Annotated in this window: 13 protein-coding genes; 6 read left to right on the top strand and 7 right to left on the bottom strand. The window is 47.9% G+C overall.

The window, feature by feature from the left end; all coding sequences use genetic code 11:
* Positions 1 to 52: 52 nt before the first annotated feature.
* Positions 53 to 949 (top strand): helix-turn-helix domain-containing protein, encoded by an 897-nt coding sequence (locus tag C825_RS16580; RefSeq protein WP_010803291.1) that lies wholly within the window; start codon positions 53 to 55, stop codon positions 947 to 949.
* Positions 950 to 1,033: 84 nt separating this feature from the next.
* Here the strand turns inward: C825_RS16580 and C825_RS16575 are convergent, their stop codons facing one another.
* Together C825_RS16575 and C825_RS16570 are read right to left on the bottom strand one after the other, a co-directional pair.
* Positions 1,034 to 1,540: a hypothetical protein gene (locus C825_RS16575; RefSeq protein ID WP_010803290.1), complete on the bottom strand. Its 507-nt coding sequence runs from the start codon at positions 1,538 to 1,540 to the stop codon at positions 1,034 to 1,036.
* Between the two features lie 61 nt (positions 1,541 to 1,601).
* Positions 1,602 to 2,510 (bottom strand): AraC family transcriptional regulator, encoded by a 909-nt coding sequence (locus C825_RS16570; protein WP_010803289.1) that lies wholly within the window; start codon positions 2,508 to 2,510, stop codon positions 1,602 to 1,604.
* A 211-nt stretch (positions 2,511 to 2,721) separates the two neighbouring features.
* Between C825_RS16570 and C825_RS16565 the strand changes: the two genes are divergently transcribed.
* The 5 genes from C825_RS16565 to C825_RS16545 all read left to right on the top strand — a co-directional run bounded on the left by C825_RS16565 (position 2,722) and on the right by C825_RS16545 (position 9,468).
* Positions 2,722 to 3,825, top strand: coding sequence for an efflux RND transporter periplasmic adaptor subunit (locus C825_RS16565; protein WP_010803288.1), 1,104 nt, complete (start codon positions 2,722 to 2,724; stop codon positions 3,823 to 3,825).
* Positions 3,826 to 3,843: 18 nt separating this feature from the next.
* Positions 3,844 to 7,026, top strand: a complete 3,183-nt coding sequence (locus tag C825_RS16560) for an efflux RND transporter permease subunit (protein ID WP_044214463.1) — start codon at positions 3,844 to 3,846, stop codon at positions 7,024 to 7,026.
* Positions 7,027 to 7,044: 18 nt separating this feature from the next.
* Positions 7,045 to 8,406, top strand: a complete 1,362-nt coding sequence (locus tag C825_RS16555; protein WP_010803286.1) for a TolC family protein — start codon at positions 7,045 to 7,047, stop codon at positions 8,404 to 8,406.
* An 82-nt stretch (positions 8,407 to 8,488) separates the two neighbouring features.
* Positions 8,489 to 8,794 carry a hypothetical protein gene (locus tag C825_RS16550; protein WP_044214462.1) on the top strand — a complete coding sequence of 102 codons (306 nt, stop codon included), beginning with the start codon at positions 8,489 to 8,491 and terminating at the stop codon, positions 8,792 to 8,794.
* Between the two features lie 233 nt (positions 8,795 to 9,027).
* Positions 9,028 to 9,468 carry a helix-turn-helix domain-containing protein gene (locus tag C825_RS16545; RefSeq protein WP_010803285.1) on the top strand — a complete coding sequence of 147 codons (441 nt, stop codon included), beginning with the start codon at positions 9,028 to 9,030 and terminating at the stop codon, positions 9,466 to 9,468.
* A 10-nt stretch (positions 9,469 to 9,478) separates the two neighbouring features.
* On the opposite strand, the gene C825_RS16540 is transcribed toward C825_RS16545, so the two are convergent.
* From C825_RS16540 to C825_RS16520, 5 genes are all read right to left on the bottom strand, one after another.
* Entirely contained in the window at positions 9,479 to 10,021 is a 543-nt protein-coding gene (locus C825_RS16540) for a flavodoxin (RefSeq protein WP_010803284.1), read from the bottom strand.
* 15 nt (positions 10,022 to 10,036) lie between these two features.
* Positions 10,037 to 12,070, bottom strand: coding sequence for an alpha-ketoacid dehydrogenase subunit alpha/beta (locus C825_RS16535; protein WP_010803283.1), 2,034 nt, complete (start codon positions 12,068 to 12,070; stop codon positions 10,037 to 10,039).
* A 287-nt stretch (positions 12,071 to 12,357) separates the two neighbouring features.
* Positions 12,358 to 12,666 (bottom strand): hypothetical protein, encoded by a 309-nt coding sequence (locus tag C825_RS16530; RefSeq protein WP_007657317.1) that lies wholly within the window; start codon positions 12,664 to 12,666, stop codon positions 12,358 to 12,360.
* On the bottom strand, positions 12,663 to 13,616 hold the full coding sequence (locus C825_RS16525; RefSeq protein ID WP_010800331.1) for an IS110 family RNA-guided transposase: 954 nt from the start codon (positions 13,614 to 13,616) through the stop codon (positions 12,663 to 12,665). Before C825_RS16525 ends, C825_RS16530 begins: the two co-directional genes overlap by 4 nt.
* 110 nt (positions 13,617 to 13,726) lie before the next feature.
* Positions 13,727 to 15,097, bottom strand: a complete 1,371-nt coding sequence (locus C825_RS16520) for a dihydrolipoamide acetyltransferase family protein (RefSeq protein WP_010803282.1) — start codon at positions 15,095 to 15,097, stop codon at positions 13,727 to 13,729.
* Between the last annotated feature and the right edge of the window lie 79 nt (positions 15,098 to 15,176).

Here is a 15,176-nt window from a genome sequence, read left to right as displayed (position 1 = left end):
GATATAACAAAAATCTATTAACTTTGTACTGAAACATTTAAAAGGAAAGACTATGGCTGAAATAGAAAAAATGGATCATATCTGCCAGTATAATGACCTGATAGGGCAGGAAACGTTGCACCCGCTGGTTAGCGTGATCGACTTCTCGAAAGTAACGGGCATAAAACGTGCCCGGATGAGTTACGGCTTTTATGCAGTCTTCCTGAAAGAGGTAAAATGCGGCGACTTGCAATACGGGCGTAATTATTATGATTACCAGGAAGGTACGATGGTTTTCACGGGGCCGGGCCAGGTGGTTGGTGTGTCGAATGACGGAGAGGTGATAAAGCCGAAAGGGTGGGCGTTGCTGTTTCATCCGGATTTGATTCGGGGGACGACACTCGGACGCAATATAAAGAATTATAATTTCTTCTCCTATGAAGTATATGAGGCTCTCCACTTGTCGGAACAGGAGCGGCAAATTGTAATCGATTGCCTGAAGAATATAGAACTGGAACTGTCCAGGGGGATCGATAAACACAGCCGGATGCTGATTGTTTCCAATATCGAACTGTTGCTCAACTACTGCTTGCGCTTCTATGACCGTCAGTTTATTACCCGCGAGAATGTAAATAAAGATACATTGTCGAAGTTCGAGAAGATATTGAACGACTATTTCCTGTCGGATAAGCCACAAGAGATTGGGTTGCCGTCTGTGCAATATTGTGCAGACCAGTTACATCTTTCCGCAAATTACCTGGGCGACTTGATTAAAAAGGAAACAGGCAAATCGGCTCAGGAACATATACAGTTGATGTTGATTGACATGGCGAAGGAAAAGGTGCTCGACACCAGCCGTTCTATCAGCGAAATAGCTTATGAAATGGGATTTAAGTATCCGCAGCATTTCACCCGTCTTTTCAAGAAGTGCGTAGGAACTTCTCCGAACGAGTACCGGGCGCAGAACTAAAGTATGAGAAATAATGAATGGCATGCAGATTGAATAAATAATTTTAATTTGCATGCCATTTGTTATTATGAAAGATTGCTGTTTTTATTTCTTTTTGCGGGTAGCGTAGACTCTTGCGAGTGTAATCCAATCTCCGGCGGGGCTTTTGGCAATGCTTCGCCAGGTGAATGAATTATCGGTGATATCGGAGAAAATCCATTTCATAGCTTTTGAGGTTATTTCAGTGAGGATGATTTCGTCACCTTCCTTGCGTGCTTCGAGACGTGCACATTCTTCGGGGCATCCATAGAATATTTCCCAAACTTGTCTTTCGATGTTGAACAGGCGGATGGTGGTTCCGTAGGCGGCATCGGGCTGAATATCAGTGAGCCGCTCTGCTCTTGAAGGGACAATGAAAACGTCTTGTACGGCCATACCGTCGAGTACCCATGAGAATATCCATTCGCCTTTCACACGACGTGGGGTGGAGGTATTGAGTCGGTCGTTCCAGTCGAGGTCCCATTCGCCAATGACTTTTCCGAAGTAATTGAATTCTTCAGGTATTCTCTCATTCTTACATTTGCAAACTAGTGCTTCTTCAAATTCTTTCATGATCTTCTATTTAATAGTGTTCAAAGGTTATTACTCAGCAAATATAGCAAAAAACAACAAACTATTCCACCCTCGCATCACGATAACGTGCGGGGGACATGCCGGTGTGAGCTTTTACAAACTTGCCGAAGAAGGATTGGTTGGGGAAGTTGAACTCTTCTGCAATTTCTTTGATGGATTTGTCGGAGTGTTTCAGGCGGTGTTTGATATGCTCAATGGCTGTTTCGTTGATTAGTTCCAAAGGTGTCCTTCCACATGTTTTCTTGACGACTTTCGACAGATATTTGGGGCTGTAAAAGAGCGCATCGGCAAAATAAGATACCGAACGGTGCATGCCATTGTCTGCCGATAACTTTTCAGCGAATTTCCGGAAAATATAATCAGCCTGTTTAATCCCTTCTTTCGCATGTCCGACCTCTCCCAGTTCGATGGCTTCTTTGTGGAGAGCCCCCAGCATCTCACAGAAAAGTGCGGAAAACAGATGTTGTATTACTTCTTTATGATAATGATGAGGATCGTCGTTTATCTTTGCAACGATTAAATCCCTGTAATAAAAAAAGATTTCATTTTTGTTTTCACCAACGCGCTTTATCGGATTATTATGTATATAAATGGCCGTATTCCATGTCACTTTCTCCATTTTGAGGACACGTTGCAGGAAGCGGGTGGAGAAACCGGCAAGCCTGATTTTATTCCTGGGACTTAACATAATATGGCTGATGATGGTGTTGGGAAGGCCAAGTAGTAGGTCGCCATCTTCCAATTGATAAGTTTTGCGGTTTATATCCAGCTGAATGCAACCTTCCACACAAATAGCCAGAAGAAAACAATCTAATCGTACCGTATCATTACCGGTTGGAGCTCCTTCCAGGCTGTTCACTATTGCAAAATCGTCATCTACATAATCGATGATGTGCTCGTTGGTCTTAAAGTCTTCTATACTGACAGTTTTGATTTCTTCATTTTCCATATACTCTATTTTTGTTTTTGCAAATTTGGCGAATAACCGGACAACTAAGATGTTCTATTTCACTACTTTGATGTTCTGTATTCCGCATGGGTGTATAAAATTAGCGTAAAAAAGCGATGGTGGGGGAAAATAAGACATCCTTGGAGAGAAATGGGGCACTATGGCTATGTTCCTTTCGTCTACATTTGTCCCAGTTTTTAATAGCAATAGTATGAATAAAACAAGTAAAAAATGGATACGGCTGATAGGGATTGTCGGTTGTACGATGTGGATGGCATCCTGTAAACAAGCTCCGGATGCACAGATGAAATCTTCTTATTCAATTATGAAAGTGGCTCCGGCGGACAAAGAGCTTACTTCTTCTTATTCGGCGACGATACGTGGGCGGCAGGATATCGACATTTATCCTCAGGTATCAGGAACTATCGAGAAACTTTACGTAACTGAAGGGCAAAAAGTACGTCGTGGGCAAGTGCTGTTCGTTATTGACCAGGTGCCTTACAGGGCAGCTCTCAAAACGGCTACTGCTAACGTGGAAGCGGCACGTGCCGCACTGGCAACAGCAGAATTGACCTATAACAGTAATAAGGAACTGAATGCTCAGAAAGTCGTTTCGGACTTTAGTCTGCAAACAGCTGAGAACACTTTCCTCTCTGCCAAAGCACAATTGGCACAGGCCGAAGCGCAGGAACTGAATGCACGCAATAACCTCTCTTATACGGAAGTGAAAAGTCCGTGCGATGGTGTTGTGGGCGCATTGCCTTACCGTGCGGGTGCATTGGTGAGCGCGAGTATACCGCAGCCGTTGACGACAGTAAGCGACAATTCCGATATGTATGTTTATTTCTCCATGACTGAAAACCAGTTGCTGGCCCTGACCCGCGAGCACGGAAGCATGGACGACGCATTGAAGAACATGCCGGAAGTGGAACTGAAGCTGAACGATAATTCGGTTTACGACAAAAAAGGAATCATAGAATCCATCAGCGGAGTCATCGACCGGCAGACAGGTACGGTGGTGGCACGTGTGGTATTCCCCAACGAATCGCGATTGCTTCATAGCGGAGCATCGGGCACGGTAGTGATACCGAGCGTTTATAAAGACTGTATCGTTGTCCCGCAGGGGGCGACTGTCCGGTTGCAGGATAAGACTGTTGTCTATAAGGTCGTGGACGGCAAGGCTGTCTCCACCCTGATAACCGTAGCCGGTATTAACGACGGGCGCGAGTATGTCGTGCTCGACGGGTTGAAAGCCGGTGATGAAATTGTATCGGAAGGTGCCGGGTTGGTACGCGAAGGTACTGTCGTAAAATAAAACAAGGAGAAAAAAAATATGAAAGGAAACATATTTATAAAACGGCCGGTGATGGCTATCTGTATCTCCGTGCTGATTTTGGTGATAGGGCTTATTTCGCTCTTTACGCTGCCGGTGGAACAGTATCCCGACATTGCGCCGCCTACGGTTTATGTAACCGCTTCTTACACGGGAGCCGATGCCGATGCTGTGATGAACAGTGTTGTCATGCCGCTGGAAGAAAGTATAAACGGGGTGGAGAACATGATGTATATTACTTCCACTGCTACTAATGCCGGTTCGGCAACTATACAGGTATATTTCAAGCAGGGGACAGACCCGGATATGGCAGCTGTCAATGTACAGAACCGTGTATCCAAGGCACAGGGACTTTTGCCGGCGGAGGTAACAAGGATTGGTGTGACTACACAGAAACGCCAGACCAGCTTCCTGCAAATCGGTGCAATGGTCTGCACCGACGGTCGTTACGACCAGACTTTCCTCGCCAATTATCTGGACATCAATGTTGTTCCCCAAATCAAACGTATTGAAGGTGTGGGTGATGTAATGGAATTGGGTGATACATACAGTATGCGTATCTGGTTGCGTCCGGAACGGATGGCACAGTACGGCCTTGTCCCTTCGGATGTGACGGCAGTGCTGGGCGAACAGAATATCGAAGCGCCTACCGGTTCGCTGGGAGAAAATTCGGAGAATGTTTTCCAGTTCACGATGAAGTATCGCGGACGTTTGAAAAGCGTGGAAGAGTTTCAGAACACCGTTATCCGTTCGCAGAGCGACGGTTCCGTACTTCGCCTGAAAGATGTGGCTAATGTGGAACTGGGTACGTTGACGTACAGTTTCCGTAGCGAGATGGACGGTAAACCGGCTGTTCTTTTCATGATGTTCCAGACAGCAGGTTCCAATGCAACCGCTGTCAACAAACAAATAACTGCCCAGATGGAGCAGATGGAGAAGAGCTTACCGGAAGGGACGGAGTTCGTCACGATGATGAGTTCGAACGACTTCCTATTCGCTTCCATACATAATGTGGTGGAGACGCTTGTTATTGCCATCATCCTGGTTATCCTGGTGGTGTACTTCTTCCTGCAGGACTTGAAGAGTACGCTTATCCCGTCTATTTCTATTATAGTGTCGCTGGTCGGAACATTTGCCTGCCTTGTGGCTGCCGGATTCAGTTTGAATATTTTGACCTTGTTTGCCTTGGTACTTGCCATCGGAACGGTGGTGGATGATGCCATTGTGGTGGTCGAGGCGGTGCAGTCGAAGTTCGATGCCGGATATAAGTCGTCTTATCTCGCTACGAAAGATGCGATGGGCGATGTGACGATGGCTATCGTTTCCTGTACCTGTGTATTTATGGCAGTGTTTATCCCTGTAACATTTATGGGCGGAACGTCGGGTGTGTTCTATACACAGTTCGGTATCACGATGGCTACTGCGGTAGGTATCTCCATGATTTCGGCGTTGACCCTTTGCCCGGCTCTGTGTGCCATTATGATGCGTCCGTCGGATGGAACGAAGAGTGCAACGAGTATCAACGGACGGGTACGTGCAGCTTATAATGCTTCGTTCAATGCTGTGCTGGGTAAATATAAGAAAGGTGTAATGTTCTTTATCCATCATCGTTGGATGGTGTGGACTTCGCTGGTGGCTGCCATCGTTCTGCTGGTTTATCTGATGAATACCACTAAGACGGGGCTTGTGCCGCAGGAAGACCAGGGCGTTATCATGGTGAACGTAAGTACTTCGCCGGGAAGCACGCTGGAAGAAACAAACAAGGTAATGAACAAGCTGGAAGATATTTTGAATAATACTCCTGAAATAGAACACTATGCCCGTGTTGCCGGATATGGACTTATGTCCGGGCAGGGTACTTCTTACGGAACAATTATCGTCCGTTTGAAAGACTGGAGCGAGCGAAAAGGGAAGGAGCACAACTCCGATGCCGTGGCTGCACGCCTCAATGCACAGTTCTACGGTATAAAGGAAGCACAGATATTCAGTTTCCAGCCCGCCATGATTCCGGGGTACGGTATGGGTAATTCCCTTGAACTGAACCTTCAGGATAGAACTGGTGGCGATATGGCTACATTCTATAATTCGTCGATGCAGTTCCTCGGTGCGCTCAATCAGCGTCCGGAAATAACGATGGCCTATACTTCTTATGCGATGAACTTCCCGCAGATATCGGTAGATGTCGATGCGGCAAAATGTAAACGTGCAGGTATCTCACCAAGCACCGTACTCGATGCCTTGGGCAGTTATTGCGGTGGCGCTTATATCTCGAACTTCAACCAGTTCGGTAAAGTATACCGCGTAATGATGCAGGCTTCGCCCGAGTATCGCCTGGACCAGCAGTCTTTGGATAATATGTTCGTGCGTAACGGAGCGGAAATGGCTCCTATCAGCCAGTTCGTGACATTGACGGAAGTGCTCGGACCGGAAACGTCCAACCGTTTCAATCTGTATAGCACCATTACAGCGAATGTGAACCCGGCCGAAGGATATTCATCCGGTGAGGTGCAGAAGGCTATCGAAGAGGTGGCAGCACAGAGTCTGCCGGCAGGATATGGATATGAATACGGCGGTATGGCCCGCGAAGAGGCCAGCAGTAGCGGTGCACAGACGGTTTTCATTTATGCTATTTGTATATTCCTTATTTATCTGATTCTGGCTTGTCTTTATGAGAGCTTCCTGGTTCCGTTTGCCGTTATCTTCTCCGTACCGTTCGGGTTGATGGGTAGCTTCCTGTTCGCCAAGATATTCGGATTGGAAAATAACATTTACTTGCAGACAGGTGTGATTATGTTGATTGGTTTGCTGGCAAAGACGGCTATCTTGATTACGGAGTACGCCATCGAACGCCGCCGCAAAGGAATGGGGATCGTCGAATCGGCTTATTCAGCCGCACAGGTTCGTCTGCGTCCTATCCTGATGACGGTGTTGACGATGATTTTCGGTATGCTGCCGTTGATGTTCTCCAGCGGTGCAGGTGCCAACGGAAACAGTTCGTTGGGTACGGGTGTCGTTGGCGGTATGGCTGTCGGAACACTGGCGTTGCTGTTTGTAGTTCCGGTATTCTATATCATCTTTGAATATCTGCAGGAAAAGATACGTAAACCGATGGAAGAAGAAGCCGACGTGCAGGTGTTGCTGGAACAGGAGAGAAGTGCAGCCGAACGTGGCGGCGTTGAATAATCAATAAATAAAAGGAATATGAAAAAGATAATTCTGTTAACGACTGTATCTGCCTTGTTAAGCAGTTGCGGCATATACAGCAAATATAAACCCGCTACCACCGTCCCCGACCATCTCTATGGCGAGGAAGTGGTGGCAGAAGATACCGCCAGCTTCGGTAACATGGAATGGCGTGAACTCTTCACCGACCCGCAGCTGCAACAACTTATCGAACATGGTTTGCAGAACAACACCGATTACCAGTCAGCCCAACTCCGTGTGGAGCAGGCCGAAGCGACTTTGATGTCGGCAAAACTGGCATTTCTTCCTTCTTTCGCCTTTACGCCGCAGGGATCTGTGAGTAGTTTCGACGGTCGTAAGGCAACGCAGACTTACTCGTTGCCTATCACCGCCAGCTGGGAACTGGATATCTTCGGACGTATGCGTAATGCGAAAGAACAAGCTAAAGCACTATTTGCCCAAAGCCGTGACTATCAGCAGGCGGTCCGCACCCAGCTGATAGCCGGTATAGCCAACACCTACTATACTTTGCTGATGTTGGACGAGCAGCTTTACATCACGCGCCAGACGGAGGAAGCATGGAGCGAAACCGTTGCTTCCACCCGTGCCCTGATGAAAGCAGGCTTGTCCAACGAATCAGCTGTATCGCAGATGGAAGCGGCATATTACCAGGTACAGTCCTCCGTGCTGGACCTGAAGGAGCAGATAAACCAGGTGGAAAACAGTCTCGCCCTTTTGTTGGCTGAGACTCCGCGATATTACGAACGGGGAGAGTTGGGAGTACAACAGTTCCCCGACAATTTCTCCCTCGGTGTTCCCATGCAGATGCTGGCAAACCGTCCCGATGTCCGTTCGGCCGAAAGGACGCTGGAAGCCGCTTTCTACGGAACCAACCAGGCGCGTTCCGCTTTCTATCCCTCGATAACATTGAGCGGTAGCGCGGGATGGACGAACAACGCCGGTTCGATGATTGTAAACCCGGGCAAGTTCCTGGCTTCGGCAGTAGGTTCACTGACACAGCCATTGTTTGCCCGTGGGGAGATTATCGCCCAGTACAAGATTACCAAGCTGCAACAGGAAGAGGCGGCCCTTGCTTTCCTGCAATCATTGCTGAATGCCGGAAGCGAGGTGAATGATGCCCTGACTGCTTGTCAAACCAGCCGTGAAAAGAGTTTCTTGCTGGACAAGCAAATCACGTCCCTGGAAGCAGCATTAAAAAGCACTTCTCTGTTGATGGAGCACGGCACGACCACTTATCTGGAAGTGTTGACCGCCAGGCAGAGTCTGCTCAGCGCACAACTAACCCGTACCGCCAACCGTTTTACTGAGATACAAAGCGTGATTAATCTCTACAGGGCTTTGGGGGGCGGAAGAGAATAGCCCACTGTTTTTTATTTTTCGTACAACAAAGGAGGGGTTGCCTGGAAAGTGATTTTAGGGCAGCCCGTTTTTATGCCTTTCAGTGATAAGATTATACAATAATAGTCTCTGCCTGTGGCCCTCGGCCTATACCGATTTTTCGGTGGCCTCCACTCCCTGGAAAGAGGGGAAAGGAGACCTTGTCCGTTCGGTCGGGAAGAACTCACTGTTGCTCCTGAATCTACCTCCCGATAAACGCGGTTTGATCCACGAAAACGATATTTCTTCCCTGATTCTCCGCTTTGCTCCCGTACGTTGCAACAAGGCCCGGATTATTATAAACGGGGCAAGGGATGTTCCGCAACTATCGGAGATAGGCTTTTATAAGGCTTCAGAAGAAGAAATATAATGTATATAATGCCAGGCTGATTAGCGCGGCAATATTGAAGGTCTACGGCAGTGCCTCGCTAAATAGTCTGGCATTTTTGCAGTTGGAGGAAATGCCTTTTTAAATAAGCCGGCACTATTGTTGGACTCCGAAATTGCCGCGCTAATCAGCCTGGCAATATTTTTATTTGTCCGGACTTGTTTCTCCGCTTTTTATCCCTTATCTTTACCTGCGTAACTTTAAAAGAACAACGCATGAGCCATAAATTTCCTACCATATCAGTCACCAAACTGTTTGTAAGCATCGATCCTCGTCCGGCAACCGAAGAAGAGCGCTGGATGGGCCTTCCTGCCATCGTTCCCGGTTATCGTCCGAGCGGCAATACGTTTATCGATCATTTTATGCCGTTGCTTCATGCCGGAGGGGCGCTTCCGGTGGAGTATTATGCCAAGGAACTTGAAGTGAGCGTCTCCGATTTAAACGGTGCAATAAAGGTGCTGGCCGGTACGTCGGTCGCGAAGTTTATCGAAGACTATTCGCTGGAGATGGCCAAATACATGCTAGCGCATAGTAAATCTGAAATACGGGCGGTAGCACAACGTTGTGGTTATAGTCCCAGCGGCCTGTTCCGGGTTTTCCGGCGACGCTTTAAGATGTCGCCGGAAGATTGGCGGTGGAACTATCGTATTTCTTGACGAGGAACGATCAGCAGTTAAATTCTTCGTCGGAAGAAGGGGCACCCTTCTCAAACTCATTTTTTAGCTGTCCGACCCATTTCCGGACTCTTTCATCGGTTTTATCGGACTGGTTCTCTATGTCCAGTATCAATCCGAGGAATTGCCCGTTTTGCAGTGCACCGGATCGGTTGAAATGGTATCCTTCCGGCGACGTCCTTCCAACCAGGGTGGCTCCCCGGTCGGTGAAGGCCTTTGCCAGAATGCCGATTCCATCGGCGAAATTATCCGGATACTTCTTCTGGTCTCCCAATCCGAAGAGGGCGACTTTCTTGCCGGTCAGGTCGAGACCGGTAAGTTCGGGGAGCGTCTCGTCCCAGTAGGTCGGCAATTCGCCGTCGAACCAGGTGGAAGAGCCAGCGATGATATATTCATATGCATTAAACTCCTTTTCTTCAGATTGTTCGACAGGAATGATATCGACGATATCTTCTCCGAACGCTTCCTTTATCTTTTTGGCGACAGCAGCAGTCTTAGCTGTCGCGGTTCCATAAAATAATCCTATTTTTTTCATTATTCGTTTGCTTTTTTAGTAATCCAACAATTCTTTTGCCGCCTTATAAATCTTCTCTTCATTCGGCAGGATTGCCTTTTCGAGTATCGGGTTGAATCCGACGGGGGTGAAGAGGGAGCCGACGCGCTGTATCGGAGCGTCCAGGTATTGGAACAGCTCGGCGCCGATCATACTGGCAATTTCCGCCCCGAAACCGGAGAAGACCTTGTCTTCATGCACAATCAGGACTTTGCTTGTCTTCTTGACAGATTCGAAAATAGTCTCTTTGTCCAACGGTATTAGGGAGCGGAGGTCGATAACTTCGACATTCCGGTTATGTTCCCGTTGTAACCGTTCGGCAACATTGAGGCAGAGATGCGTGGTATTGCCGTAAGTGATAATGCTCATGTCGTCTCCCGGGCGGCGGATGCGTGCCTTGCCGAAAGGAACCTCGAAGTCATCGGGAACCACGGCCGAGGCTTCCACCGCATTATACAAAGCCTTCGGTTCGAGGAAGAGGGTGAACCCTTTCGAACGCATGCTTGTCCGGAGCAATCCGGCGGCATCATCGGCAAATGAAGGGTAAACGATTCGTGCACCTGGCAAGGTCGTCAGTGCCCCTTCTATCGTTTGAGAATGATACAGGCCGCCGCCGATGTATCCGCCCGAAGCCAATCGGAGCGTGATGTTGGGCGTGAACTGTCCGTAGCTTCTCCAGTATTCATGGGTACATTCCACATATTGTTCGACTGCCGGCCAGAAATAATCGGCAAACTCGGCGCCTTCTATCACGACATGTATTTTGGGGTCGAAACGACACATGCCGTTGGCCGTGCCGACGATATAGTCTTCGGCAATCGGAGCGTTGAAGACACGGGCGTCGCCAAACTCCTGCTGCATCCCTTTCGAGATGTTGAAGACGCCGCCTTTTTCTTTATTGGCAATATCCTGTCCCCAGATGAAGGTGTCCGGATTGTACCGGAACTCCGCTTTCAGCGTCTTGTTGATGGCGGTGACCAATGTTTCTTTTTCTCCCTTTTCATCGTGTGGTATGCCATCTGTATACTTCCGGGGAATATAAGGTTCGGGCAAGACAAAATCAGTAACCGTGGATGGGTCAGGGTCGGGAGCGGCAAGCGCTTTCCGGTTGGCTGCGGACAGGTCTTTCTTTGCTTTGTCTTCTATCTCCTTTAACTCTTCTTCGGTGAAACGTTTATAGCGGAGAAGCATGCGGCGGAACTTATACAAAGGGTCTGCCGCCTTTACATAATTCAGCTCGTTTTCATCGCGGTATAACGTATGTTTGTCCGAGTTTGAATGAGAGCCGATGCGTACGCAGTTAGCCTGTACGATGACCGGCGTACGGTTGAGGGCATACTCTTTGGCCTCTGTCATGGCGTTCATGGAGTCGAAGACGTCTTTGCCGTTGCAATGGATAATCTTCAGGTTCTTGAACCCCGAGAAGTTGTCGGCAACCTTGCGGTTGGCGGTCTGGTCTTCTTTTGGGACGGAAATGCCATATCCGTTATCCTGGATAACGAAAATGACAGGCAAGCGTTCAGTGCTGGCACCGTTGATTGCTTCGTAGACGAAGCCTTCGGAAGTGGCCGATTCACCGTGGGAAGTGATGGCAACTCCCTTGTGCCCGTAGTAAACCATGGCACGCCCGACGCCGGCAGCATGCAAATCATGTGTGCCGGTTGCGGAGGATATATTTTCGATGTTCCATTCTGTTTTTGCAAAATGGTTGGACATGTGGCGGCCTCCGCCAGTCAGGTCGGTCGCCTTGGAGATGCCGTTGAGTATAATTTCTTCGGGAGTCATTCCTGCCGATAGAACGGTGAGCATGTCCCGGTAATAAGGGAACAGGAAATCTTCTCCCTTTTTGAAAACCTGCCCGACCGCAAGCTGAATCCCATCATGTCCGGCGTAGGGAGCATGATACGACCAGCCCAGCGATTGCAGCAGGTAGGCAGGGGCCTTTTCGTCGAGAGCCCGGCCGAGTGTCATCAGATAGAACCACTTTTGCAGGGTTTCTTTATCCGTATTTTTTATATCGTACTTTTTCATATGTAAATAAATTGCGCTCCCTATCTCAAGAGAGCCGTTTAAACCATTAATAAATTGATTTTTTTAGAGTTCAGACAAAACAAAAGAGAGCACTTGTATAGATACAAATGCGGTTGGCTATTATCTTTGGGCATTTTATAATTTTACAACAGCTAAGAAAAAAAATTTCATACACGCGTTAAAGGACTCGCAGTCTTGACCGCTTAGCAGTTGAGATCAGTTTCATGAGCGACCTCTTGCTGTTTCTTACGACAACAAGCCAGTAAAAATCGACCTTCTCTATGTTTTTAACCTACTTCTGGGATTGGACCATCATCACGGCTGATTTTAACTTTATAGCCAAGTGCTTCCAGCTCTTTCTTCAAGTAATTTTTCCGTTTCTGCTCCATCCTTTGGTTGAGATATTCCGCACCGAGTTCCTTATACTCACAAGCCTCTTTCAGTACATGCCATACCGATTTCAGGATCGAGTGTCCTACTGCTACTAAAGCCCTCTTTTTCCCTCGACGGGCGGCTAAACGGTGATAACGTGCACTGTAAAAGGTGTTCTTGGTACGGGTGGCTGCCCACGCAGCCTCCGTGATTACGGCTTTCAACTGTTTGTTGCCATGGGTGGTTCTACCACTTTTTTTTTACCTGCGCTCTCGTTATTGCCTGGACAGACACCGGCCCACGAAGCCAGGTGCTTTTCGGTTGGAAAGGCTTCCATATCCACACCTATCTCTGCTATCAGGTCTTCAACCGTTTTCCGGCTAAGTCCGGGGATCTTCTGCAAGAGTTCCATCACATTCTCATAAGGAGATAAAACCTCTTTTATACGGCAGGTAAGGTCAGCTATGATGGCTTTCGTCTGTTCCATATCTTTACGGATGGTCTGCAACATATAGATGTGATGCGGTTCTATAAAGCCTTCACAAGCCTGATAAAGAAGTTCCGGACTGGCTTCAAGTTTTTTATGATAGATGCAAGTTATCTCATCCATTGTTACATGACCCTTATCGATCAACATATCTATCAGCTTGTTCGCCACGACTCCGTCCAGGCTGCACACCACGCTGGAAAGTTTGATGTTACAATCTTCCAGGATACGAACAATACGGTTTTTCTCAGAAGATACATGCTGGATCAACTTGTTACGGTAACGGGTTAAATCACGAAGCTCACGTTGTTCACGCTCCGGGATATAACTCGGTTTCAACAAACCTGCTAAAAGCAGTTTGCAAATCCAGGCACTATCCTTTTTATCCGTTTTGTGCCCGGGAACATACTTGATGTGCCGTGCGTTCACGATCCAGACTTTCATATCTGGACATTCAAGAATCTTATAAACCGGCTTCCAGTAAACACCGGTACTTTCCATGGCTACATGCGTAATGCCACTGGATAATAACCATTCTTTTAATTCTGTCAAAGAACTACTGAAGGTCTTGTAACTGCGGGTTTCAGTTTTGAGACCTTCGCCACTTATCGTAGCAACTACCATGTCCTTGTGGACATCTATTCCACAACCCCGGAGGATGACTTGTTCAAAAGGTACTGTTTTCATTGCATTCGTTTTTTCGAGTGAATGACACTAAAGTAAACAATACCCCCCTATTTACATTCTCTTGGACGAAATTTATTTCATGGATGTTTCATGTTTAATTGATTTACTTATTAAAGACTCCAGTTTTCCAGATAATCGGCAATGCGGCGGAGGAAAGCACCTCCCAGGGCACCGTTGATAAGACGGTGGTCGTATGACAGGGACAGATACATTTTATGCCGGATTCCGATGGTGTCGCCTTCCGGTGTTTCGATGACCGCCGGCTTTTTCTCTATATAACCGACTCCCAGGATGGCAACCTGTGGTTGGTTGATGATTGGTGTAGCGAACAGGTTCTTGAATGTACCGAAGTTCGTGATTGTGAAGGTGCCTCCCTGAATATCGTCCGGTGCGAGTTTGTTGTCGCGTGCCTTGTTTGCCAGGGTGTCTATGGCGACAGCCAGGCCATTCAGGTTCAGCTTGTCGGCGTCGCGAACAACTGGGACAATCAGATTTCCGTCATCCAGCGAGACTGCGATTCCTACATTGATATGTTTCTTCAGAATGATTTGGTAGCCGTTGACGGAGGCGTTTACCTGGGGAAATTCGGACAAGGCTTTTGCTGTTGCCTCCGTAATGGCCGGCATATAAGTCAAGCTGATGCCTTCCCGTTTCCGGAATGTCTCCTTGTTGCGTGAGCGCCATTGAACCAGTTTGGTGACATCCACTTCCACGACAGTTGTCACATGGGGCGATACGTTCTTCGACATAACCATATGGTCGGCGATAATCTTGCCTACACGGTCCATTTCCATCACCTTGTCTTCGCTGCCGGCTGATACCGGGGCGGAAGATATTACTTGTGAAGCGGGAGCGGAAGGTGCCGGACTTGTCTGTGCCGGTTTGGTCTGTGAAGCCGGAGCCGGTTTACTTTCAGTTACAGTCTGTGAGGCTGGTTGGGATTGCGTTTTCGTTGTTGTATCTTTCTTTCCCGAGAGATAATCTTTCATATCTTTTTTACTCAGGCGCCCCATATAGCCGGTTCCTGGAATCCGGTCCAGTTCATCCTGCGACAGATTAGCGTCGCGGGCCATCTGAAGTACGACGGGTGAATACCATCTTTCGTCTTCTTTGGCGGCCTGTGCTTTAGGGACGGGAGCGGCGGAGGGAACGTTCTTGTCATTTGCCGGTGTTTCAGCAAATTCTTTTTCGGGAATGGTCGTATGGGCGGCTGTATCATTATCCGTATCATCTTCCGAGCCTTCGAGTCCGATAATGGCAACGGTTGTGCCAACCGCAACGGTGTCGCTTTCCTGGAATAATATTTCAAGGACTTTCCCGGCAACGGGAGAGGGGATTTCCGCGCTGACTTTGGCTGTGCTTACTTCAAAGAGTACGTCGTCCTCATTGATTGAGTCGCCGGTGTTTACAGACCAGGAGATAATCGTTCCTTCTGTAATGCTTTCGCCCAGCTTGGGCATTTTTATTTCAAATGTAGCCATAATATAATTAACTTTTATCTTTTTGTTTACCGCCGGATGAATAAATCAAACGGACGTGTCCGGGCTTATTCTATTGTTA

Source organism: Parabacteroides sp. ASF519, assembly GCF_000364265.2.
GTDB classification, from domain to species: domain Bacteria; phylum Bacteroidota; class Bacteroidia; order Bacteroidales; family Tannerellaceae; genus Parabacteroides; species Parabacteroides goldsteinii.
This window is presented reverse-complemented; position numbering and strand designations above follow the sequence as displayed.